This window comes from Mesorhizobium sp. BR1-1-15 (assembly GCF_020165475.1).
GTDB lineage: Bacteria > Pseudomonadota > Alphaproteobacteria > Rhizobiales > Rhizobiaceae > Mesorhizobium.
The window spans coordinates 32,802-52,891 of record NZ_JAIUIF010000018.1; the positions used below are offsets into that span (position 1 = coordinate 32,802).

The following is a 20,090-nucleotide window of genomic DNA, read 5'->3' on the forward strand; positions in this document are numbered from 1 at the left end:
CGGGCATGAGCGGTGAATTGGTGCTTGTCACCGGCGGATCTGGCTTTCTCGGCGCCCACTGTATCCTTGAACTGCTGAAGGCTGGCTACCGCGTGCGCACGACTGTGCGCTCGGCCAGGCGGCAAGCCGATGTCCTGGCCATGCTCAAGGCAGGTGGCGTCGAGTGGGATGACAGGCTCTCCTTTGCAATCGCCGATCTCATGAGCGATGCCGGCTGGCCGCTAGCCGCTGCGGGCTGCGACTATGTCCTGCATGTCGCCTCGCCGTTCCCGCCCGGCGTGCCCAAGCATGATGACGAGCTGATCATTCCGGCCCGTGAAGGCGCGTTGCGGGTGCTGCGGGCGGCACGAGATGCCGGCGTCAGACGCGTCGTGCTGACGTCCTCCTTCGCGGCTGTCGGCTACGGCAAGATGCCGCCCGACGGCCGTCCGTTCACCGAGGAGAGCTGGACCGATCCGATGGGAAGGGTCAGCGCCTATGTGAAGTCGAAGACGCTCGCCGAGCGCGCGGCCTGGGATTTTATCGCCGCCGAGGGTGGCGGGTTGGAGCTTGCTGCCGTCAACCCCGTCGGCATCTTCGGGCCTGTGCTTGGCCCGGACCATTCGACCTCCACCGAATTTGTCCAACGCATGATGAATGGCGCCATGCCGGGCCTGCCGCGCCTGTCCTTCGGCGCCGTCGATGCACGCGACGTGGCGGACCTGCATGTCCGCACCATGACCGATCCAGCTGCCAACGGCGAGCGCTTCCTGGCGGTCGCCGGCGATTTCATGACCGTGCGGGAAATCGCGCAAACCTTGAGAAAGCGGCTCGGCAATGCGGCGAAGCGCGTTTCGACCAGAGAGCTTCCCGATTGGCTGGTGCGCATGGTGGCACTGTTCAATCCGGAAGTCGCGCAGCTCGTGCCTGAGCTGGGCAAGGTCAAGAATGCCACCAATGCCAAGGCGGTGCGCATGCTCGGCTGGAAGCCACGTTCGCGCGAAGATGCGCTGGCGGCGACCGGAGAGAGCCTTATCCGGCATGGCCTGATCAAAACATCGAAGTAGGGGCGGCGGGAAGTCGAGAACAGACTTCCCGCCGCGTGGATTTCAACCGGCCAGGACAGCCTTGTTCGCCTCGAGGAATTGTCTCAACGTCCTTGGCGTCCTGCCGGAAAGCATCTCGACCGCATCCGTCACCATGGCGATGCGGCCGGCGCGCGTGTTGACGTCGAAGGAAACGATGACGCCGGCAAAATCCTCGGGAACGCCTGATGCCTTTACCCCTTCCGTCAGGACATCATCCGAAACCTGCATGACATCGAGCGGCTTGCCGGTGACTTCGCTGACGAGGGCGGCGATCTCGGCCGTCGTGTACGCTTGCGGGCCAGTCAGCGTGTAGGTTTTGCTGTCGGTCGAGCCGGAAGCGACACCGGCGGCGATCGCCGCTGCCATGTCGTCGCGTGCGCCATGGGCGATGCGGCCTTCGCCGGCGGACGTGTACCAGTGCCCCGAGGCGATCGCGTGCGGCAGCGCCATGAACAGGTTCTCCTGGTACCAGCCGTTGCGGAAGATCGTGTAGGGGATGCCGCTAGCCTTGATTGCCTGCTCGGTGCTGTAGTGGTCACCCGCAAACAGGACCGGCGACACCGGTTCCGGGTTGGGCATCGAGGTGTAGAGCAGATGCGAAACGCCGGCGTTTTTGGCCGCCGCGACTGCATTCTCGTGCTGCTTCAGGCGCTTGCCGTTTTTGAGATCGAGATCGCCGGTCGAAATGATCAACGCCTTGTCAGCACCCTTGAACGCGGTTTCCAGCGAAGCGGCGTCGTTGAAGTCTGCGGCCCTGACAACGACGCCGCGCACCGCCAAATCTGCCAGGCTTTCGGGATTGCGCGTGGTGGCGATGATCTTTGCAGGCGGAGTTTCATGCGCGTCTAGGAGATAGCGGATGACGCCGCGGCCAAGCTGGCCGGAGGCGCCGGTGACGAGAAGGGTTTTGGTCATCGGAGATCCTGATTTGTGCCGAAGCGGCGGGTGCTCTAGTGGTCTCAGAAAGAGACCAGCACTAAAATAGGAATTGACCTGTCGCCGTAAAGAAGGCAGTTTTTCGGGAGGTAGGCACATCCAGGGAACCAGCGATGGACGGCAAGGTCATCAATCTGAAATCGAAGCTGGAGATCTACAAAGCGATGAGCGGGGGCGGCAATTTTGCCGATTGTCCGGTTCGCAATGTCATCCACGGCGTCAGCGGCAAATGGAGTTCGCTGCTGATGATGGCGCTGGCCGAGAGGCCCTATCGGTTTGGCGAATTGCGCAGGCTGGTGCCTGACATCTCGCAGCGCATGCTGACCCAGACGCTCCACGATCTGCAGCGCGACGGCTATGTGCATCGCGAAGTGTTCCCAACCAAGCCGCCGAGCGTCGAGTACAGCCTGACCGATCTCGGACATTCGATGTTCGGCGCCTTGCACCAATTCATCCTATGGGCCGAACTCAACCATGATGCGGTGCGTGAAGCGCGCGCCGATTTCGATGCCGCCCAGGCATAAGCCGCGGGGCGGCGCCGCGACTTGATTTCACCCGGCCGCCGAAGGATTGTCCCGGCCTATTCGGCTTGGGGGCATTGGCGCTGCCCTTCATCCGGAACAGGCTGGTGGCGACGGTGGCGAAAATCCCCCGGCGCCGCAGTTCCTCGCCTCAATGGTGGCCGGCACGGTGGTCCATCCGTTCAGGCGAACTGGGCTGGCGGAAGCGCGCTGGCCGGATCGTTCTTGCGAATGACCGTCGAAAGATACGATCCCTTCGCCCGCAGGAAGGCATGCAGGCGCAGTGGATAGTCCTGCGCCACGGCATGCTTGACGGACGGGCGTCCACTCAATGCCTGGCGCCAGGCCTGGACGAGCGGTTTGCCGTCCAGAATGCCGAAATCGCCGATCCGGTCGAAGGTATCGATGTAGCGGAAGACAGGGCCGTAGACTGCGTCGACGAGCGAAAAGCGCCCGCCTTCGAACCATGGTCCAGTCCGGCCGGCTTCGCCCGCCAATTCGGTCTCCACACGATCGAACATTTCCGACAGCGTCCGAGACTCGGCAAGGAATCCTGCCTCGGTCGACGCCGAATAGAACCGGCCGACGGCGTTGAGGATGGCTGAGCCATACTCGATCCAGGCACGATGCCGGGCACGGGCATAGGGGTCGGCCGGGTGGAGGGGATTGGCCTCGGTTTCTTCGAGGAATTCGAGGATGACGGCGGATTCGAAGATCACCGTCTCATCGTTCCCCCGCTGCACGCGCAGCAGCGGCACCTTGCCGAGCGGCGAGACCGCCTTGAACCAGTCAGGCTTGTTGGCGAGGTCGATGTCGACGCGCTCGAACGGCACGCCTTTCTCGTTCAGCGAGATCGCCGCACGCTGGACATAGGGGCAAAGGGGATGGCTGACGAGAATGAGGGTGTTGGCATGCTTCATCGGATTTGCCTCTCAATATCGATGCATTGGCATCTATCTAGATGCAAATGCATTGGTCGGCAAGCTTGATGCAATTGCATCTACCTCTTATGATGCCGTCATGATCGAGACAGCCATGCCATCGCCGGAGGCCATCAAGACCTGGGCACGCCTGATGCGGGTATCACGCCAGCTGGTGGAACGTGCCGAAGACGCGCTGAAGGAAGGCGGCCTGCCGCCGCTTGCCTGGTATGACGTGCTGCACGAACTCGCTGAGGCGGGCGAGGGCGGCTTGCGGCCGTTCCAGCTGATCGAACGAACCCTGTTCGCGCAGTACAATATTTCGCGGCTGCTGGCCCGACTTGAAGCCGATGGGTTTGTCGAGAAGCTGCCGGTGGCTGATGACGGCCGCGGCCAAACCGTCCGCATCACGGCCAAGGGACGAGAGACGCGCCGCCGTATGTGGGCCGTCTATGGCAGGTCGATCGCGGAGCTGGTTGGCGACAAGCTCTCGCCGCAAGAACTGAACACGGTATCGGCCTTGCTCGGGCGGTTGCGCGATCCGCCAGCCGGCGACTGAACATACGCGTTGCGCGGCTGCGGGGACACGGGAAAGACATTTCGTCATTTTGGCCTTGCGCCGATCTTCGGATTGCGCAATATGCCGAACCGTAACGTACGGTACTGAGCTCGGGCGATCTACGGCTCTACCATCAAACGGGAACAGAGCGTGTTGCAGGCAAATGCCGATATCGACAACGGCGAAGCGCTGACGGAGCGTCAGAAGGCGGTCCTGGATGCAGCGCTCCGCCTGCTGGTCGAAGAGGGCGACAATCTGACCATGACCGCAGTGGCGCGGCGGGCGAGCTGCTCCAAGGAAACGCTCTACAAATGGTTCGGCGACCGCGACGGACTGCTGACGGCGACGGTGCAATGGCAGGCCTCGAAGGTGCGGGTGACGGCGGTCGACGGCAGGGGGCTCGACCTTGCGTCGTTGGCCGCGAGCCTGGAGCGATTTGCTTCCGACTGGTTGAAGGTCATTTCCAGCGACACTTCGATCGCACTCAACCGGGTGGCGGTCGGCCATGCCGGTTCGGGCAAGGATGATCTTGGCGCGGTGGTGCTGGAGAACGGGCGCTTTGCCCTCGCCAAGCGCCTGAAGCCGGTGCTGGAGGCCGGCCGCCAGGCCGGGCTGCTCGATTTCTCGGACGCCGAGACGGCGTTCCGTACCTTTTTCGGGCTGGTCGCCCGCGACGTGCAGATCCGTCTCTTGCTTGGCGACCGGCTGGAATTGACTGAGGCGGCGATCGGCGGTGATGCCGTCCGCGCGACGCAGCAGTTTCTCGCTCTTTTCGGAGCAAAAACCGGGCCGCAAGGCCTCTGATCTTTAAACGGGAAGGAAGACAAAAATGCGCGTCTATTACGATCGTGATGCCGATCTCAACCTGATCAAGGGCAAGAAGGTCGCCATCATCGGCTATGGCAGCCAGGGCCGGGCGCATGCGCTCAACCTCAAGGATTCCGGCGCCAAGGAGATCGCCATCGGCCTCAAGGCCGGATCGGCGACCGCCAAGAAGGTCGAGGCCGACGGGCTCAAGGTGATGAGCGTGGCCGACGCCGCCAAATGGGCCGACCTGATGATGATGGCGACGCCCGACGAATTGCAGGCCGACATCTACAAAAACGAGATCGCGCCGAACATCCGCGACGGCGCGGCAATCGCCTTCGCGCATGGCCTCAACGTGCATTTCGGCCTGATCGAGCCGAAGTCGACGGTCGACGTCGTCATGATCGCGCCGAAGGGGCCCGGCCATACGGTGCGCGGCGAATACCAGAAGGGCGGCGGCGTGCCGTGCCTGGTCGCCGTCAACCAGGATGCTTCGGGCAACGCACTCGACCTCGCGCTCTCCTACGCCTGCGGCGTCGGCGGCGGCCGTTCGGGTATCATCGAGACCAATTTCCGCGAGGAATGCGAGACCGATCTGTTCGGCGAGCAGGTCGTGCTGTGCGGCGGCCTGGTGGAGTTGATCCGCGCCGGGTTCGAGACGCTGGTGGAAGCCGGCTATGCGCCCGAAATGGCCTATTTCGAGTGCCTGCACGAGGTCAAGCTGATCGTCGACCTGATCTATGAAGGCGGCATCGCCAACATGAATTACTCGATCTCGAACACCGCCGAATGGGGCGAATATGTCTCGGGGCCGCGCATCATCACCGCAGAGACAAAGGCCGAGATGAAGCGGGTGCTGAAGGATATCCAGACCGGCAAGTTCACCTCGGAGTGGATGCAGGAATACCGTGCCGGCCTGTCGCGTTTCAAGGGCATCCGCCGCAACAACGACAGCCATCAGATCGAGGAAGTCGGCGCCAAGCTGCGCGCGATGATGCCGTGGATCTCCAAGAACAAGCTGGTCGACAAGGCGAAGAACTGAGCGATCCACGCTCCAAAAGAAACGGCGCCGCGCGGCGCCGTTTTTTATTGCAGGATTGTGCGGCCTGGCTCAGCGATAGGGCGAGTAGCACTGCTGGCGTGGGCCGTTGTAGGGCTGGAAGGTGTTGTCGTAAGCGCGATACGAGCGGTATCTATTGTAGCACCACCGGACATGGGCGCTCGACAGCCGGCCGGCGCGATAGTAGCGGCGCGGCGGTGCATCGTAGTAATTGTAGTTGTTGTACATGCTGCCGAGGCCGAGCCCCAAGCCAAGCCCCAGGATCGCGGCGCTGGCGCTGTCATCATAGTAGCGGCCGCGATAATGGTGGCGGCGCCAACGCCAATCATCGCCGCCGTTCCAGCGACGACCGCTCCAGTGACGGCCGCCCCAATCGCCGCGGTTCCAATTGCCGTGGTTCCACCCGCCCGACCGGCGCCATCTCCAGTCGTTGTTGAAGCTCCGGTTGTTGCCGCCGGCCCAGCTGTCACGCACAGGCGTGACCGTCGGCGCCGCGGTGCTGGCTGGGATCGACAGCTCCGGCTGAAGGATTGGTCCGGCAGCGGATGGTGCCGTGATGCCGGAGAAGATACCGAGCGCTATCAGCCCGGATTTGACTGTGGAAGAAAAGAGCGCGTTCATTGCACTTCTCCAAGAGAACAGACCCCACGCCGACCCTGGGATGGGCCCACTGTGGGTCTTTGCGTCTGAACGGCGGATGAACGGAAAGGTTCCCTCAACCATGGCGCGAGGCGCGCCAGGATCAATCGATTCCAGCTGGTGGTTGCCCGGCCTTGTTTTCTGCCGCGCTTGCGGGCAAAGGTCATGATATGTCGCTGCGTCTTGCAACCTTCAATGTCGAGAACCTGATGAACAGGTTCGATTTCTCCGGATACCGCAACCAGCTCAACGAGGACCGGACGCTGGCTCTCTTCGATATCCAGAGCGAGGCCGAGTACAAGATGCTGGAGCAGGCCCGCGCCATCGCGCAGTCGGACGACATGCGGCAGCTGACGGCGCTGGCCATAGCGGCCACGCGCGCGGATATCATCTGCATGCAGGAGGTCGACAATATCGAAGCCCTCAAGGCGTTCGAATATGGCTATCTTTTCAAGATGGTGGGGCAGGGCTACCGCCAGAAGTACACCGCTGCCGGCAATGATTCGCGCGGCATCGACGTCGCCGTGATGATGCGCAGCGAGACCGCGCAGGGCCAGCCCATCGAATTCGTGCGCATGACCAGCCACGCCTATGTGACCTATGAACAGTTCGGGCTGCACACGCCGGAGCTGGCGGCGCTCGGCAACCAGCCCAATGAACGCATCTTCCGGCGCGACTGCCTGGAAGTGGACATTACCGTGGGCGGCTCGCCGCTGACGCTCTATCTCGTGCACTTCAAGTCGATGGGCTCGCCCCGCAACGGGCTCGACGGGCGTGAAGCGACGATGCCGATCCGCATCGCGGAGGCGCAGGCGGTGCGCCGGATCATCGAGGAGCGCTTCGGGGCAGATCATGCAGCCGACAAGCGCTGGGCGATCTGCGGCGACATGAACGATTACCGCCAGCGCGTGAAGATCGCCGGCGACGAATTCGACGGCTATCGTTTCGAGGTGGTCGACGAGAACCTGTCCTGCATCAACGTGCTGACGGCCGGCGGTTTTTGCGAAAACGTGGTCGAGAGGCGGCCGGAAATGAACCGCTGGACCTTCTACCACACGCGTGGGCCGCAAGAGCGGCATTTGTGCCAGCTCGATTATATCCTGCTGTCCAAGGGATTGGCGGCTAAGAACGCCACCGCCGTCCCGGACATCATCCGCAACGGCCAGCCCTGGCGCACGATCTTTCCTGCCGGCCAGGAAGTGGAGCGCTTTCCGCGCGCCGGCTGGGACCGGCCGAAGGCATCGGACCATTGTCCGGTGGCGATCACGCTGGACATGGCCTGAACCGTGAGCTTCGACCTGCCGCGCAATGTCATTTTGCCGGTCGACGCCGTCGATGTCAGGCTCGACCCCGGCCCGCATCCTTTCGCGCTGGACAATGCCGAGGCGATCGCCGCGAACTGGCAGCACGAGATCGCGGCCAACCCCGCGCTGTTCGACGGTCCCGTGGTGCTGCTCTCGCGACTTGCCTGGCGCGACAATCGCCTCGTCGGCCGGTGCCACGCGGTCAACTACTCCACCTTCATGCTCTGGCGGAAGCGGCGCGAGAATTCGGGCGCCGAGCACGCCTATGCCCATGCCATGCTCGTGGCCGGCGACAATGCGCTGGTGGCGATTCGCATGGCCGCCCACACCGTTACTGCCGGCCGCGTCTATTTCGCCGCCGGTTCCTTCGAACCGGCCGATTTTCGCGATGGCCTCGTCGATGTCGATTTCAATATGATCCGCGAGGTGCGGGAAGAAACCGGCCTCGACATTTCAGGCGCCGCACGCGGCCTGCATTACCATGCCCTGTCGACGGAAAGCGGCACGGTGATCTTCCGCCGATACCGGGTTCCCGAGCCCGCCGAGGAGATCGCGCGGCGCATCTCGGCCTTCGTCGCAACCGAGGCCGAACCGGAGATCGTCGGTCCGGTCATCATCCGCCACGCCGCCGACCTGCCGCACGGGCTGATGCCGCACATGAAGCCGCTGATCGAGTGGCATTTTGCGAACGCGGACTAAACCTTACCTTCCGTGCTGATCGCCAATGCCGGCATACGAAGGTCTGAGTGGCTGCCTGCAACCCCAAACATCGGGTGCGTGCGCGGACAATCGTCTCGATCAGGATGTGTTGCCACTGTTTGCAGGCCGCATTCTGCCTTTCGACCTCGACGCGTCGCGCGCCTATGCCGACCTCATGGTAAAGGCGAGAGCCTCAGGCAAGGCGATCGGCAATGCGGATGCCTACATCGCGGCCACGGCCGCAGCAAACGGTCTTACGGTCGCCACCCGCGACACCGGCCCATTCGCGGCCGCCGGATTGAATACGATCAATCCCTGGGAAACAGCGTCGTAGCCGCGCCTTTGCTTTCCAATCGCCTTATTCATGCCGCAGCGCGTCGATCGGGTCGAGCCTGGCGCCGCGCAGCGCCGGGAAGAAGCCGAAGACCATGCCGATCAGCGCGGAAAAGCCGACGGCGAGCAGGATGACTGCCGGGCTCGGCGCAAAGGGAATGGCCAGCGTCGCCGAGGCGAGACCGGCCAGCGAGAGCCCGATCAGGATGCCGATGATGCCGCCGAGCAGCGACAGCACCGTCGCCTCGACCAGGAACTGGATGAGGATGTGCTTTTCATGCGCGCCGATGGCGAGCCTGATGCCGATCTCGCGGGTGCGCTCGGTGACCGACACCAGCATGATGTTCATGATGCCGATGCCGCCGACCAGCAGGCTGACGCCGGCGACCGCGCCCAGCATGCCGGTCATCGTGGTGGTGGCGCTGGCCATGGCATCGGCGATCTGGGTCATGTCGCGGATCGCGAAATCGCTTTCGCGGTCGGGCGTGAGGCGTCTGGCGTCGCGCAGAATATCCTCGACGCGCGGCTGCAGCTCGCTGGTCGGGGTGCGGTCGTCGGCGGCGACGTAGATGTTGTCGATGTTGCGGTTGCCTGCAATGCGCCGCTGATAGGCATGCAGCGGCATCAACACGACATTGTCCTGGTCCTGGCCGAAGCCGGTATAGCCCTTCGGCTCGAGCAGGCCGATGATCTTGCAGGAGGTGCGGTTGACGCGGATGATTTCGCCCTCCGGGTCGCCGGCACCGAAGAACTGCTGGCGCACCGTCTCACCGATCAGGCATACGCCGGTGCCCGAGCGGGTCTCGGACTCACTGAACGAACGGCCTGAGACCAGTTTCCAGTCGCGAGCATCGAGATAGGCACTGTCGGTGCCGGTGACGCCGGAGGTCAGGCTCTCGGTACCGAAGATGACGCGGACCTGCCTCTGCGAGGCCGGCGAAATGGCGCGTGCGCCTGTCAGATGGGCAATGAGCGCGGCAAGATCCTTTTCGGTGAGCGGACGGACGACCTGGTCGAGCCCGCCCGGGCCGCCGGGACCGGCCGGGCGGCCGGAGCGCACAACCAGAAGATTGCTGCCGAGCTTGGCGATGTCGTCCTTGACCTTGGCGGTGGTGCCGGCGCCAATGGTGAGCATGGCGATGACCGCGGCGACGCCGATGACGATGCCGAGCAAGGTCAGGAACGAGCGCAGCATGTTGCGGCGGATCGAGCGTAAGGAGAGGCGGACGGTTTCCCAGAGCATTGTCAGGCCACCTCGACGGTCATGGTGTCGGAGGCGACATGGCCGTCGAGGAAGCGCACCGTGCGCTCGGCATATTCGGCGACGTCGGCCTCGTGGGTGACCATGGTGATGGTCAGGCCAAGCTCCTTGTTCAGTTGCGTCAGCAACTCCATGATCTCGTGCGTGCGGGCAGTGTCGAGATTGCCGGTCGGTTCGTCGGCGACGAGCAGCGTCGGCCTCGTGACGATGGCGCGCGCGATCGCCACGCGCTGTTGCTGGCCGCCGGAAAGCTCGGCCGGCGTGTGATGCTCGCGACCGACAAGGCCGACTTGCGCCAGCGCCTGCATGGCAAGATCGCGGCGCTCGCGGCCGGCCACGCCGCGATAGATCAGCGGCAGTTCGACATTTTCCGCCGCCGTGGTGCGCGCCAGCAGATTATAGCCCTGGAAGACGAAGCCGACATAGAGGTTGCGCAGCATGGCGCGGCGGTTGCGGTCGAGCCGGCCAGCATCGACGCTCATGAAGGAATAGGTGCCGGCGGTCGGCGTGTCGAGGCAGCCGATGATGTTCATCGCCGTCGATTTGCCGGAGCCGGACGGGCCCATGATGGCGACGAATTCGCCGCGCCGGATCGCCAGGTCGACGCCGGCCAGCGCGTGCACCTTGGCTTCGCCATGGCCGTAGCTCTTCCAGACCTTGTCGAAGGTGATGAGGGGGGCGCCCATCGCCACGAAGTCAGCTCCGCTGCTGCGAGGCCGTGATGACCTGCGCCCCCTCTGACAGGCCCGAGGTGATCTCGGTCAGCTCGCCGTCGGTCGAGCCGATCCTGACGTTGACCGGATGCGGACGGCCTTTCTCCAGCACGTAGAGCATGCGTGAGCCGTCGGTCGGCGGCGCTGCCGCCTGGCGCTGGCGATTGCCGCCGGGACGTCCCATGCGGCCGGTGAACAGGTCGCTCAGGCTCCAGCCGCGGGCGGCCTGCTGCGCAGGACGATAGCGGAAAGCGGAGGAGGGGACGGTCAGCACGTCCTTAGCCTGCCGGGTGACGACCGAAACAGTGGCGGTCATGCCGGGGCGCAGCAACAGCTCGTTGTTGTCGACCTCGAGCCGCGCATTGTAGGTGACGACGCCGTCGGTGGTGACCGAGGCGTAGGAGATGTCGCGGATCTCGGCGTCGAACGGCCGCTCCGGGAAGGCATCCACGGTGAAGCGGGCATGCTGGCCCGGCTTCACCGCGCCGATATCGGCTTCGTCGACCGCCGCCACCAGTTCCATGTTCCTGAGATCGGCGGCGATGATGAACAGCACCGGCGCCTGCAAGGAGGAGGCGACCGTCTGGCCGGGGTCGACAGAGCGCGTCAGCACGATGCCGTCGATCGGCGCATAGATGGTGCTGTTGGCAAGGTCGGTCTGCTGCGATTTCAGGTCGGCGTTGGCGATGGCGAGATTGGCCTCGGCGCTATCGAGCGCTGCCTTCGAACGGTCGCGGGTCGCGGTCGCCGCTTCGAGCGACTGGTCGGTGGCCATGCCGCGCTTGGTGAGGGCGGCGGCGCGCACGAGCGCGCTTTCATTCTCGGCCAGCGTCACGGTGGCGTCCGCGACATTGGCGGCGGCCGCCTTGGCGGATGCCTCGGCGCGTTCGATCTGCACCTGCAGCTTGGCGGTGTCGAGCGCGGCCAGCACATCGCCCTTCTTGACCTGCTGGTTCTCGTTGACCGAGACTGAACGGATGATGCCCGAGAGCTGGCTGGAAATGTCGACCTGGGTGAGGGGCTGCAAGGTGCCGGTCGCCGAAACCTCGACAGTGAGGTCGGCCTTGGCGGCGGGCGCCGTCGTATAGTCGATCTTGACCGGCGAGCCGGCATACCACTGGTAGCCGGCAAAAGCCGCGACAAGGACGATCAGCGCCAGCAGCGCATAGAGCCAGCCGCGGCGGCGATTCTTGCGCCGCCCCGTCTGGTCGAGCCCGAGCGCGGTCTCGATGGCGGAATCCGATTCCGTCTTTGGCAGATTGACAATCTGGTCCACGCCGGACCCCCTGAAGCGCAATAAGTCCCTATGAGTGCACAGATCAGTGCTAATGGTTCGAATATCAAATTAAATTTCGCTCATGTTGGGATTGAGGCAGAAATTCGGATCAAAGCGGAAGGTTTCCTCCATGAGACGCGATTACTTGCTTTACGATGTGTTTACGACCGATCGGCTGGCCGGCAACCCGCTGGCGGTGGTGTTGGACAGCGGCGGACTGGACACGGCTGCGATGCAGGCCATCGCGCGAGAGTTCAACCTGTCGGAATCGGTGTTCGTGCTGCCGCCGGACAATCCCAAGCACCGCGCCCGCATCCGCATCTTCACGCCCGACTATGAAATGCCTTTCGCCGGCCACCCGACCGTGGGTTCGGCGATCGCGCTGGCCGAACTGGCCGATATCGCGCTCGCTGAAATGGCCGACAATGATGGCGCTGCGAGCATTTTCGTGCTGGAGGAAAACATCGGCCCGGTGCGCTGCGCCGTCAGCAAGCATGATGGCGCGACATTCGCCGAATTCGACCTGGCGAAGTTGCCGGAGCCGCTGAAGCTCGAAGCCGACCCGGTGGCGATCGGCGCCGCCCTTGGCCTGGCGCCGCACGAGATCGGTTTCGAGAATCACCGCGTCGCGTTCTGGTCGGCGGGCGTGCCCTATGTGACCATACCGGTGGCCAATCTGGAGGCGGCCGGCCGGATCCGGCTCGACAATCAGGCCTGGTCGGAACTGGCGCCGCGCAAGAGCGAATGGGCCTTTGCCAGTCCCTATGTCTATTGCCGAGAGACGGTGAACCACGAGAGCGCCTTCCATGTGCGCATGATCGTGCCCGGCACGCCTTCCTACGAGGACCCGGCGACCGGCTCGGCGGCGGCGGCTTTCGCCGGCGCCGTCATGCATTTCGACGCTCCGACGGATGGCGTTTCGCAGCTGTGGATCGAACAGGGGCTGGAGATGGGGCGGCCCTCGCGTATCCGCCTGGAACTAAGTGTACAGGGCGGAAAACTGGTCTCGGCGCGCATCGGTGGCAACGCGGTCAAGGTGGCGGAAGGCAAGCTGTTCGTCTGACCATCTGCGTCACTTCAGCGATTTGTCGGGAAATGATTCCGGCAGGGCTGGACAGGACCGGCATCGGCGGCTATATGCCCGCCAACGCCGGTTTTTGCCGGCCGAGTGGGTGCGTAGCTCAGTTGGTAGAGCAGCTGACTCTTAATCAGCGGGTCCACAGTTCAATCCTGTGCGCACCCACCAAATTCTTCAAAGACTTGGTGGAAAGACCTGAATGGGCCGGTTCAATTGCCGCGCTCGTTCATCGGCTGCTTTCGCCGCCGGGCCGCCTTTGGCCAGGAGAGATGTAGGATTTTGCAGCTTGGTCAAAGACTACGATTGGCGCCGAAAAACGCGGCTCAGAAACTTGCCGAACCGAAAAGCCATGCCGTTGTCCGCGCTCCGACCGTCGTCGGCATCAATGGCGGCCTTTCCGCCTGAGAAATCGCTGATGAGCCACCAGAAGAAAACCAGAAAAACAACGAGAATTGCGGTGTCGATCGGGCCGTAAGTTGAATATCCACTGTGCCGAAGCACACCAGCAAGCAGCACGGCGATAGTCATAGCAGCGGCAGCCGGGTGAAGCTTTTTCATCCACCAGATCTATTCGAGAATCGCTACAACCGGAAGATGTTACTTCTCCGACACGCCGGCCTCGGCAAAGCTCGCCATCCTCGCATGGCACTCCAGCGCCGAGCGGACGATGTTGACGGCGAGGCAAGCGCCGGAGCCTTCGCCGAGCCGCATGCCGAGGTCGAGCAGCGGCGGCAGGTCGAGCGCTTCGAGCAGGCCGCGGTGACCCGATTCAGCCGAGACGTGGGCGGCGATCGTATGAGCAAGGCCTGTGGAGTGCAGCTTTGCCAAAGGTGCCGCGGCTGCGGTGCAGACGAAGCCGTCAAGCAGCACCGGTATGCCCATGTGACGGGCGGCAAGCGTGGCGCCGAAGATGGCGGCGAGTTCGCGGCCGCCGAGCGCCGCGGCAACCCCCAGGGGGTCGGCAAGAATGGCGGCGTGGCGCTCCAGGCCCGATTCGATGGCGACCACCTTGCGCTTGAGGCCGGCATCGTCGACGCCGGTGCCGCGTCCGGTCCATTTTTCCGCACCGCCGCCGAACAGCGCCGCCGAGATCGCGGCGGCCGGCGTGGTGTTGCCGATGCCCATCTCGCCGAAGCAGACGAGATCGAGATCATCAGTCACCGCATCGTAGCCGGCCGAGACCGCGGCAAGAAACGTCTTGTCGTCCATCGCCGGCGTTTGCGTGAAATCGCCGGTCGGATGGTCAAGATCGAGCGGAATGACATCGAGTTCGGCGCCCGCGATGCGGGCGAGCTGGTTGATGGCCGCACCGCCGCCGGCGAAATTCGCCACCATCTGCACCGTGACTTCCGAAGGATAAGCCGACACGCCTTGCGCGGTAACGCCGTGGTTGCCGGCGAAGACGAAAACTTTCACCCGCTCGAGCCTAGGCATGTCGCGGCCCTGCCAGCGCGCCAGCCACGCGGCGATGGACTCAAGCCGGCCGAGGCTGCCCTGCGGCTTGGTCAACGTGTCCTGGCGGCGAGCGACCGCGCTCGCGGCGGCGTCATCGCCATCAGGCAGGTCTAGGCAAGCAGCGCGCAATTCATCTAGGGATTTGAAAGGCATGGAAGGAAATTCTCCGAAACAGAGTCAGGAAAGGGCTACGGAAGCGACGAGCAGCACCGCGATTTCGCTCACCTGTTGCATAGCGCCGATCGTGTCGCCGGTCTGGCCGCCGATCTGGTTGAGGCAAAGCGCGTGGAAGGCGGCAAAGAGCAGGCCGAGCAGGATAAGCGCGGCGATGGCGCCGCCGATTCCAAGCAGGAGGAGCGGGATGGCGCCGAGCACGGCGCCGGCTATGGCGATTTCCCGCGAGACGGTGCCGGCGCCGGCCGAGAGGCCATCGTCGCGCGCCGGCGGCAAGAGATGCATGAAGGCGCCGAATACACCGCGCGAGGCGGCATGGGCGGCCAAGAGGGCGAAGAGGGCCTGTGTGGGATCGACGAATTCCGAGAGTGCGCTCCAGCGGATGAGCAGCGACAGGGCCAGCGCCATGGCGCCATAGGCGCCGATGCGGCTGTCGCGCATGATCTCGAGTTTGCGGCCGCGCGACTTGCCGCCGCCAAAGCCGTCGGCGACATCGGACAGCCCGTCCTCGTGCAGGCAGCCGGTGGTGACCGCGGTTGCAACCAAGGCAAGGGCTGCCGCCGACCCGATGGCAAGGCCAAACCGTTCCGCCGTGGCAAAGACGATGGCGCCGATCAGGCCGACGACGAGGCCGGCGACCGGGGCGGCCCAGATCGCGGCGGCAAGGCTGCGGCCGCGAAAGTCGATGACGGGCAAGGGCAGCCTGGTGAAGAAGACCAGGCAGAGGGCAACATCGCTGGGGATTTGCCGGGGCGAAAGGGTGACCTTCGGGAACTTCATGCCTCAGCCCCTTGCGATGGCATGGAAGAAGGTGCCGCTGACCTGGCCGCGCCGGTAGCCCGAGGCGCCGATCGGATTGCCTTGCCCGTCAGCGAGGTCGGCCAGGGGCTCGTCATCGCCGGTAGCCGTCATCTGCGCATAATGGAATTCGTGCCCGCGGATCAACGCGCCCCGCGGGCCGAGCGGACAGTCGGCGCGCAGCCGTGCTTCGCGATAACCGAGGTTCATCTTGCGCCTGGCGAAGCTGGTTGAATGGCCGAGCAGGCCGAGCATTTTGTGTGTTTCGCCAGATGCATCTTCCAGAGCTTCGCCAAGCACCATGAAGCCACCGCACTCACCATGGATGGGCTTCGTCCCGGCGAACCTTGCCATTCCTCTCCGAAAATTCGCAGCAGCGGCGAGACGGCCGGCGTGAAGCTCGGGATAACCGCCGGGCAGCCAGCAGACGTCGCAGCTGTTGTCGGGCGCCTCGTCCGCGAGCGGCGAGAACGGAACCATCTCCGCGCCGGCCTTGCGCCAGTAGGCCGCGACGTGCGGATAGAGGAAGGTGAAGGCGGTATCCTCGGCAAGTGCGATGCGCTGGCCGGGCGGCTGCAGCGCATCGTCGAAGCTGCCGGGCTCCGGGGCGAGAGGTGTTGCCAGCGCCATGACGGCGTCGAGGTCGAGCGACTTTTCCGCCATGTCGGCCAACCGGTCGAGATGCGCCATCAGGTCATCATATTCACCGGCCTGGACGAGGCCGAGATGGCGCTCGGGCAGGTTCAAGGTGGGATCGCGCAGGATGGCGCCGACGACCGGCAGGCCGATCGCCTCGATGGCGTCGCCGGACAGCCGGCGGTGGCGCTCGCTGCCCAGCCGGTTGAGCACGACGCCCGCCATGCGAACCTCCGGATCATAGGTAGCGAACCCCTTGGCGACGGCCGCCGCCGTGGTCGACTGACCGGAAACGTCCAGCACCAGCAGCACCGGCAGGCCGTAGAGCCGTGCCAGATCGGCCGCCGAACCGCTGCGGCCCGGCGCGGCCGGAATGCCGTCGAACAGGCCCATGGCGCTTTCGAGGATGACAAAATCGGCGTCGTCGGCGGCATTCACGGCCAGTGCGTTGAGCAGCGACGGCGACATCGCCCAGCTGTCGAGATTGACGCCGGACAGGCCGGTGGCGGCGGTGTGGAAGCCGGGATCGATGTAATCGGGGCCGGACTTGGCGCCGCGCACTTTCAGGCCGCGCCGGGTGAGTGCGCGTAAAATACCGATGGTGACGCTGGTCTTGCCCGAGCCGGAGCGCGGCGCGCCGATGATGATCGCGCGGGCGCTCACGACGCACCCGCCAGCGCCGCGCGCATGGCGACGATGCCGCCGACGACGATCAGCGCCGGTGAGGAGAGGCTGGCGGCGGCGGCTTTCTCGGCGATGGTGGCCAGCGTGGCGACGACGATGCGTTCCTGCGGCGTCGTCGCGGCGACGATCACCGCCGCCGGCGTCGATGGCGCCAGCCCCCCGTCGAGCAATGCGGCCGATATTACGGGCAGATTGGCCATGCCCATGTAGACCACGACAGGCTGGCCGGTGCGCGCGATCGCGGCCCAGTCGAGATCGTCATCGGTGCCGGCGGCATGGCCGGTCGCCAGGATTACCGCCTTGTTGATGCCGCGCATGGTCGCGGGGATGCCGGTGGCGGCCAGCGCGCTGAGGCCCGAGGTGAGGCCGGGCAGGACGCGGAACGGGATGTTTTCCCGCGCCAGCGCCAGCGCCTCTTCGCCGCCACGGCCGAAAATATAGGGGTCGCCGCCCTTCAGCCTGACAACGCGGCGGCCCTGGCGCGCCAGCCGGACCAGCAGGGCGGTTATGTCGTCCTGTTTCATCGAGGGTTTTCCGCCGCGCTTGCCGGCAAAGAAAAGCTCGGCGTTTTCGGCAACCGCGACGACGTCCGGGGAGACCAGCGCATCGTAGACCAGCGCATCCGCCTCACTCAGCGCCGCCAGCACTTCCAGCGTCAGGCAGCCGGGATCGCCGGGGCCGGCGCCGGCGAGCCAGACATGGCCGGGCTCAAGCGTCCGCGGCTTGAAGTTCAGCCGGGCAAGCGCCTGTTGGAGCGCGGCGTTCTCGCCCTTATTCTTGGTGCTGTCGCTCACAATCCGTCCCGTCCGCGAAAACGCCTTTGGTAGTGGGCGTCGTACAATGAACTCTCGCCAAAGCCTTCCGCTGCCAGAGAGCGGCCGACGAAAATGATGGCCGTACGCTCCATCGGGTCGGCGGCCAGTTGCGCCTCGATGGTTTCCAGCGTGCCGGTCAGCACGCGCTCGTCCGGCCAGGAGGCACGGAAGACGACCGCCACCGGGCAATCGCGGCCATAGAGCGGCGTCAGCTCGGCGACGATGCGATCGACGGCGTGGATGGCAAGATGAATGGCAAGCGTGGCGCCGGTGCGGCCGAAGCCGGCCAGCGTTTCGCCAGGCGGCATTTTTGAAGCGCGGCCGGAGACGCGGGTCAGCACCAGGCTCTGGGCGACTTCGGGAATGGTCAGCTCGCGCCGCAGAGCAGCCGCCGCGGCAGCGAAAGAGGGAACGCCCGGCGTCAGCGTGTAGGGAATGCCGTGCCTTTCCAGCCGGCGGATCTGTTCGGCAACCGCGCTCCATACCGACAGGTCACCGGAATGCAGCCGCGCGACATCATGGCCGGCCTTATGGGCTTCAAGATATTCGGCCTCGATCTCGTCGAGCGACATCGGCGCGGTGTCGATCAGCGTCGTTCCCGGGGCGCAATGCTGCAGCAATTCGGGCGCCACGATCGAGCCGGCATGGAGGCAGACCGGGCAGCTTGCCAGCAGCCGCGCGCCGCGCAGGGTAATGAGGTCGGCGGCGCCCGGACCGGCGCCGATGAAATGCACGGTCATGCCGCGTCTCCGCTGATGGCGATGGCGCAGGTGACCGGGCCGAGCACGATGCGTGGTCCCAGCAGCCTGGCGCCTTCGCCGGCGACGGCCAGCGCCGATGCTTCGGAAACCGACGGTGTGCCGGCCAGATCCTGCGAGAGGCTGGAGTTGCTGAGCGCCTTCGTCGACGCTGCTTTAAGCGCTGCCTCATCGACAACGATGACGGGAAGGTTGAGTGTGCGACCTGCGGCAGCGATCGCCTGTTCATCTTTCTTGAGCGTGGCGGTGGCGAGCGACGAGAGCGCCGTCATCGCCAGCCCGTGCGCTTCGAGCGTGGTTTCTATCGCGGCAAGCACGTCCTCGACGCTCACGCCCTTTCGGCTGCCGATGCCCGCGACCATCATGGCTTGATCCAACTCCATTGGGTAACCGGCATCGCCGGCCGCCAGGCCTGCATCGAACCGACAGGCGCGGCGCGGGATATGGCGATGCGGGTCAGATCGCCCCCGAGCTCGGTATGACGGGCAAGAAGCAGAATCTCCATTTCCAGCGTCACGGCATTGGCAACGAGGCGGCCGCCGGCGCGCAGCGCCTTGATGGCGGCGGCCAGCACGCCGGCGTCGCTGCCGCCCCCGCCAATGAAAATCGCATCTGGCGTATCGAGCCTTGCAAGCGCCTTGGGTGCGCTGCCTTCGACCACGATGAGGCCGGGAACGCCACAGGCAGCAGCGTTGTGGCTGATGCGGGCGGCGCGGATCGGGTCGGCTTCGATGGCAACAGTGCGCATCGAAGGGTGGGTGAGCATCCATTCGATGCCGATGGAACCGGAGCCGGCGCCAATATCCCACAGCAGTTCGCCGCGCCTCGGCGCCAGCGCCGACAGCGTGATGGCGCGGATGTCATGTTTGGTGATCTGGCCGTCATGGTCGAACAGATGATCGGCGAGGCCTGATGTCAAAGGCAGGATACGCGCATCCGGACCAGATTCAATTTCGAGCGCCAGCACATTGAGCGGATTGATGTTTTCGAGGTTGAAGGCATCGGCCCGGGCCGTGCGCAGGTTCTCGTTCGGCCCGCCCAATGCCTCCAGGATCGTCAACCGCGAGGCGCCGAAATCAAGCTCGGTGAGCAGGCGGGCGATTGCCGCCGGTGCATCGCCGTCGGATGTCAGGGCCAGGATGCGTGCGTTGGGTTGCAGCAATGGCCGGATCAGGTCGATGGGGCGGCCATGCAGCGAGACGGTTTCGATGTCCTGCAGCGCCCAGCCAAGGCGAGCGGCCGCCAGCGAAATGGCCGACGGCGCGGGAATGACATGCATCTCCCGCGGCATGACCTTGCGGGCGAGGGTGACGCCGACGCCGTGGAAAAAGGGATCGCCGGAGGCAAGAACGCAAACGCGCTTGCCGGCGAGCGACAGCACGTCGTGCATCTTGGCATCGAAGGGAACCGGCCATGGGCGCGGATCGCCCTTGGCGAATGATGAGACGAGCGCCAGATGCCGCTTGCCGCCAAAGATGATTTCAGCGTCGGCGATCCGCTGCTTGGCCTCGTCGCCGAGACCGGCTACACCGTCCTCGCCTATGCCAACGATGGTGAGCCATTTTTGGTTGGCGCCGCGTAGACTCTTAGCAGGCAT

The 20,090-nt window shown here is 64.8% G+C and carries 23 protein-coding genes, 1 tRNA gene and 1 pseudogene; 11 read left to right on the plus strand and 14 right to left on the minus strand.

What is annotated here, in order from left to right:
- The first annotated feature begins 5 nt into the window (after positions 1 to 5).
- A complete protein-coding gene (locus tag LB541_RS24395; protein ID WP_140761130.1) occupies positions 6 to 1,046 on the plus strand; it encodes an SDR family oxidoreductase in 1,041 nt (346 codons plus the stop codon).
- 42 nt (positions 1,047 to 1,088) lie between these two features.
- Here the strand turns inward: LB541_RS24395 and LB541_RS24400 are convergent, their stop codons facing one another.
- Positions 1,089 to 1,982 carry an SDR family oxidoreductase gene (locus LB541_RS24400; RefSeq protein WP_140648758.1) on the minus strand — a complete coding sequence of 298 codons (894 nt, stop codon included), beginning with the start codon at positions 1,980 to 1,982 and terminating at the stop codon, positions 1,089 to 1,091.
- A gap of 134 nt (positions 1,983 to 2,116) precedes the next feature.
- On the opposite strand from LB541_RS24400, the gene LB541_RS24405 reads away from it, so the two are divergent.
- Both LB541_RS24405 and LB541_RS24410 read left to right on the plus strand, forming a co-directional pair.
- Entirely contained in the window at positions 2,117 to 2,527 is a 411-nt protein-coding gene (locus LB541_RS24405) for a winged helix-turn-helix transcriptional regulator (RefSeq protein ID WP_140648760.1), read from the plus strand.
- Positions 2,528 to 2,598: 71 nt separating this feature from the next.
- Positions 2,599 to 2,759 (plus strand): annotated as a pseudogene (locus LB541_RS24410) (FAD-dependent monooxygenase); the annotation flags it as partial.
- Here LB541_RS24410 and LB541_RS24415 read toward each other — a convergent pair.
- Positions 2,707 to 3,444 (minus strand): glutathione S-transferase family protein, encoded by a 738-nt coding sequence (locus LB541_RS24415; RefSeq protein ID WP_140648762.1) that lies wholly within the window; start codon positions 3,442 to 3,444, stop codon positions 2,707 to 2,709. The pseudogene LB541_RS24410 and the gene LB541_RS24415 sit on opposite strands and share 53 nt — an antisense overlap.
- Positions 3,445 to 3,544: 100 nt before the next feature.
- On the opposite strand from LB541_RS24415, the gene LB541_RS24420 reads away from it, so the two are divergent.
- From LB541_RS24420 to ilvC, 3 genes are all read left to right on the plus strand, one after another.
- Positions 3,545 to 4,003: a MarR family winged helix-turn-helix transcriptional regulator gene (locus LB541_RS24420; RefSeq protein WP_140516702.1), complete on the plus strand. Its 459-nt coding sequence runs from the start codon at positions 3,545 to 3,547 to the stop codon at positions 4,001 to 4,003.
- Between the two features lie 153 nt (positions 4,004 to 4,156).
- On the plus strand, positions 4,157 to 4,807 hold the full coding sequence (locus LB541_RS24425) for a TetR/AcrR family transcriptional regulator (protein WP_263482980.1): 651 nt from the start codon (positions 4,157 to 4,159) through the stop codon (positions 4,805 to 4,807).
- A gap of 25 nt (positions 4,808 to 4,832) precedes the next feature.
- Positions 4,833 to 5,852, plus strand: coding sequence for a ketol-acid reductoisomerase (gene ilvC, locus LB541_RS24430; RefSeq protein ID WP_140495398.1), 1,020 nt, complete (start codon positions 4,833 to 4,835; stop codon positions 5,850 to 5,852).
- Positions 5,853 to 5,921: 69 nt separating this feature from the next.
- On the opposite strand, the gene LB541_RS24435 is transcribed toward ilvC, so the two are convergent.
- Positions 5,922 to 6,491, minus strand: a complete 570-nt coding sequence (locus LB541_RS24435; protein WP_140564196.1) for a BA14K family protein — start codon at positions 6,489 to 6,491, stop codon at positions 5,922 to 5,924.
- 188 nt (positions 6,492 to 6,679) lie between these two features.
- On the opposite strand from LB541_RS24435, the gene LB541_RS24440 reads away from it, so the two are divergent.
- The 3 genes from LB541_RS24440 to LB541_RS24450 are packed head-to-tail and all read left to right on the plus strand — an operon-like array spanning position 6,680 to position 8,846.
- Entirely contained in the window at positions 6,680 to 7,792 is a 1,113-nt protein-coding gene (locus tag LB541_RS24440; protein ID WP_140564195.1) for an endonuclease/exonuclease/phosphatase family protein, read from the plus strand.
- A gap of 3 nt (positions 7,793 to 7,795) precedes the next feature.
- Positions 7,796 to 8,512 carry a hypothetical protein gene (locus LB541_RS24445; RefSeq protein ID WP_140495404.1) on the plus strand — a complete coding sequence of 239 codons (717 nt, stop codon included), beginning with the start codon at positions 7,796 to 7,798 and terminating at the stop codon, positions 8,510 to 8,512.
- A gap of 25 nt (positions 8,513 to 8,537) precedes the next feature.
- Positions 8,538 to 8,846: a PIN domain-containing protein gene (locus LB541_RS24450; protein ID WP_140495406.1), complete on the plus strand. Its 309-nt coding sequence runs from the start codon at positions 8,538 to 8,540 to the stop codon at positions 8,844 to 8,846.
- 24 nt (positions 8,847 to 8,870) lie between these two features.
- On the opposite strand, the gene LB541_RS24455 is transcribed toward LB541_RS24450, so the two are convergent.
- Genes LB541_RS24455 through LB541_RS24465 form a run of 3 tightly spaced genes read right to left on the minus strand, consistent with a single transcriptional unit; the run spans position 8,871 to position 12,095 of the window.
- Positions 8,871 to 10,088, minus strand: a complete 1,218-nt coding sequence (locus LB541_RS24455) for an ABC transporter permease (RefSeq protein ID WP_224619816.1) — start codon at positions 10,086 to 10,088, stop codon at positions 8,871 to 8,873.
- A gap of 2 nt (positions 10,089 to 10,090) precedes the next feature.
- Positions 10,091 to 10,798 carry an ABC transporter ATP-binding protein gene (locus LB541_RS24460; protein ID WP_224619818.1) on the minus strand — a complete coding sequence of 236 codons (708 nt, stop codon included), beginning with the start codon at positions 10,796 to 10,798 and terminating at the stop codon, positions 10,091 to 10,093.
- Between the two features lie 4 nt (positions 10,799 to 10,802).
- Positions 10,803 to 12,095 (minus strand): efflux RND transporter periplasmic adaptor subunit, encoded by a 1,293-nt coding sequence (locus LB541_RS24465; protein ID WP_140495412.1) that lies wholly within the window; start codon positions 12,093 to 12,095, stop codon positions 10,803 to 10,805.
- 130 nt (positions 12,096 to 12,225) lie between these two features.
- Here LB541_RS24465 and LB541_RS24470 point away from each other — a divergent pair, with 130 nt between their 5' ends.
- The gene (locus LB541_RS24470; RefSeq protein ID WP_140495414.1) at positions 12,226 to 13,158 is read left to right on the plus strand and encodes a PhzF family phenazine biosynthesis protein; all 933 of its coding nucleotides are present in this window, start codon (positions 12,226 to 12,228) and stop codon (positions 13,156 to 13,158) included.
- Between the two features lie 107 nt (positions 13,159 to 13,265).
- Positions 13,266 to 13,341 (plus strand) — tRNA-Lys (locus LB541_RS24475).
- Positions 13,342 to 13,470: 129 nt separating this feature from the next.
- Here LB541_RS24475 and LB541_RS24480 read toward each other — a convergent pair.
- From LB541_RS24480 to cbiE, 8 genes are read right to left on the minus strand one after another with little or no spacing between them, the layout of a single operon-like run.
- A complete protein-coding gene (locus LB541_RS24480; RefSeq protein WP_224619820.1) occupies positions 13,471 to 13,731 on the minus strand; it encodes a hypothetical protein in 261 nt (86 codons plus the stop codon).
- Positions 13,732 to 13,770: 39 nt separating this feature from the next.
- Entirely contained in the window at positions 13,771 to 14,781 is a 1,011-nt protein-coding gene (gene cobT / locus LB541_RS24485) for a nicotinate-nucleotide--dimethylbenzimidazole phosphoribosyltransferase (RefSeq protein WP_224619823.1), read from the minus strand.
- A 24-nt stretch (positions 14,782 to 14,805) separates the two neighbouring features.
- Positions 14,806 to 15,582 (minus strand): adenosylcobinamide-GDP ribazoletransferase, encoded by a 777-nt coding sequence (gene cobS / locus LB541_RS24490; protein ID WP_224619825.1) that lies wholly within the window; start codon positions 15,580 to 15,582, stop codon positions 14,806 to 14,808.
- Positions 15,583 to 15,585: 3 nt separating this feature from the next.
- Entirely contained in the window at positions 15,586 to 16,899 is a 1,314-nt protein-coding gene (locus LB541_RS24495; RefSeq protein WP_224619827.1) for a cobyrinate a,c-diamide synthase, read from the minus strand.
- Entirely contained in the window at positions 16,896 to 17,714 is an 819-nt protein-coding gene (gene cobA / locus LB541_RS24500; RefSeq protein WP_224619829.1) for a uroporphyrinogen-III C-methyltransferase, read from the minus strand. The genes LB541_RS24495 and cobA overlap by 4 nt, the downstream gene beginning before the upstream one ends.
- Positions 17,711 to 18,475 carry a precorrin-4 C(11)-methyltransferase gene (gene cobM / locus LB541_RS24505; RefSeq protein WP_224619831.1) on the minus strand — a complete coding sequence of 255 codons (765 nt, stop codon included), beginning with the start codon at positions 18,473 to 18,475 and terminating at the stop codon, positions 17,711 to 17,713. The genes cobA and cobM overlap by 4 nt, the downstream gene beginning before the upstream one ends.
- Positions 18,472 to 18,858, minus strand: coding sequence for a cobalamin biosynthesis protein (locus tag LB541_RS24510; protein ID WP_140631014.1), 387 nt, complete (start codon positions 18,856 to 18,858; stop codon positions 18,472 to 18,474). The genes cobM and LB541_RS24510 overlap by 4 nt, the downstream gene beginning before the upstream one ends.
- Complete coding sequence (gene cbiE, locus LB541_RS24515; protein ID WP_224619833.1) at positions 18,855 to 20,090, minus strand: precorrin-6y C5,15-methyltransferase (decarboxylating) subunit CbiE; 1,236 nt, start codon at positions 20,088 to 20,090, stop codon at positions 18,855 to 18,857. Before cbiE ends, LB541_RS24510 begins: the two co-directional genes overlap by 4 nt.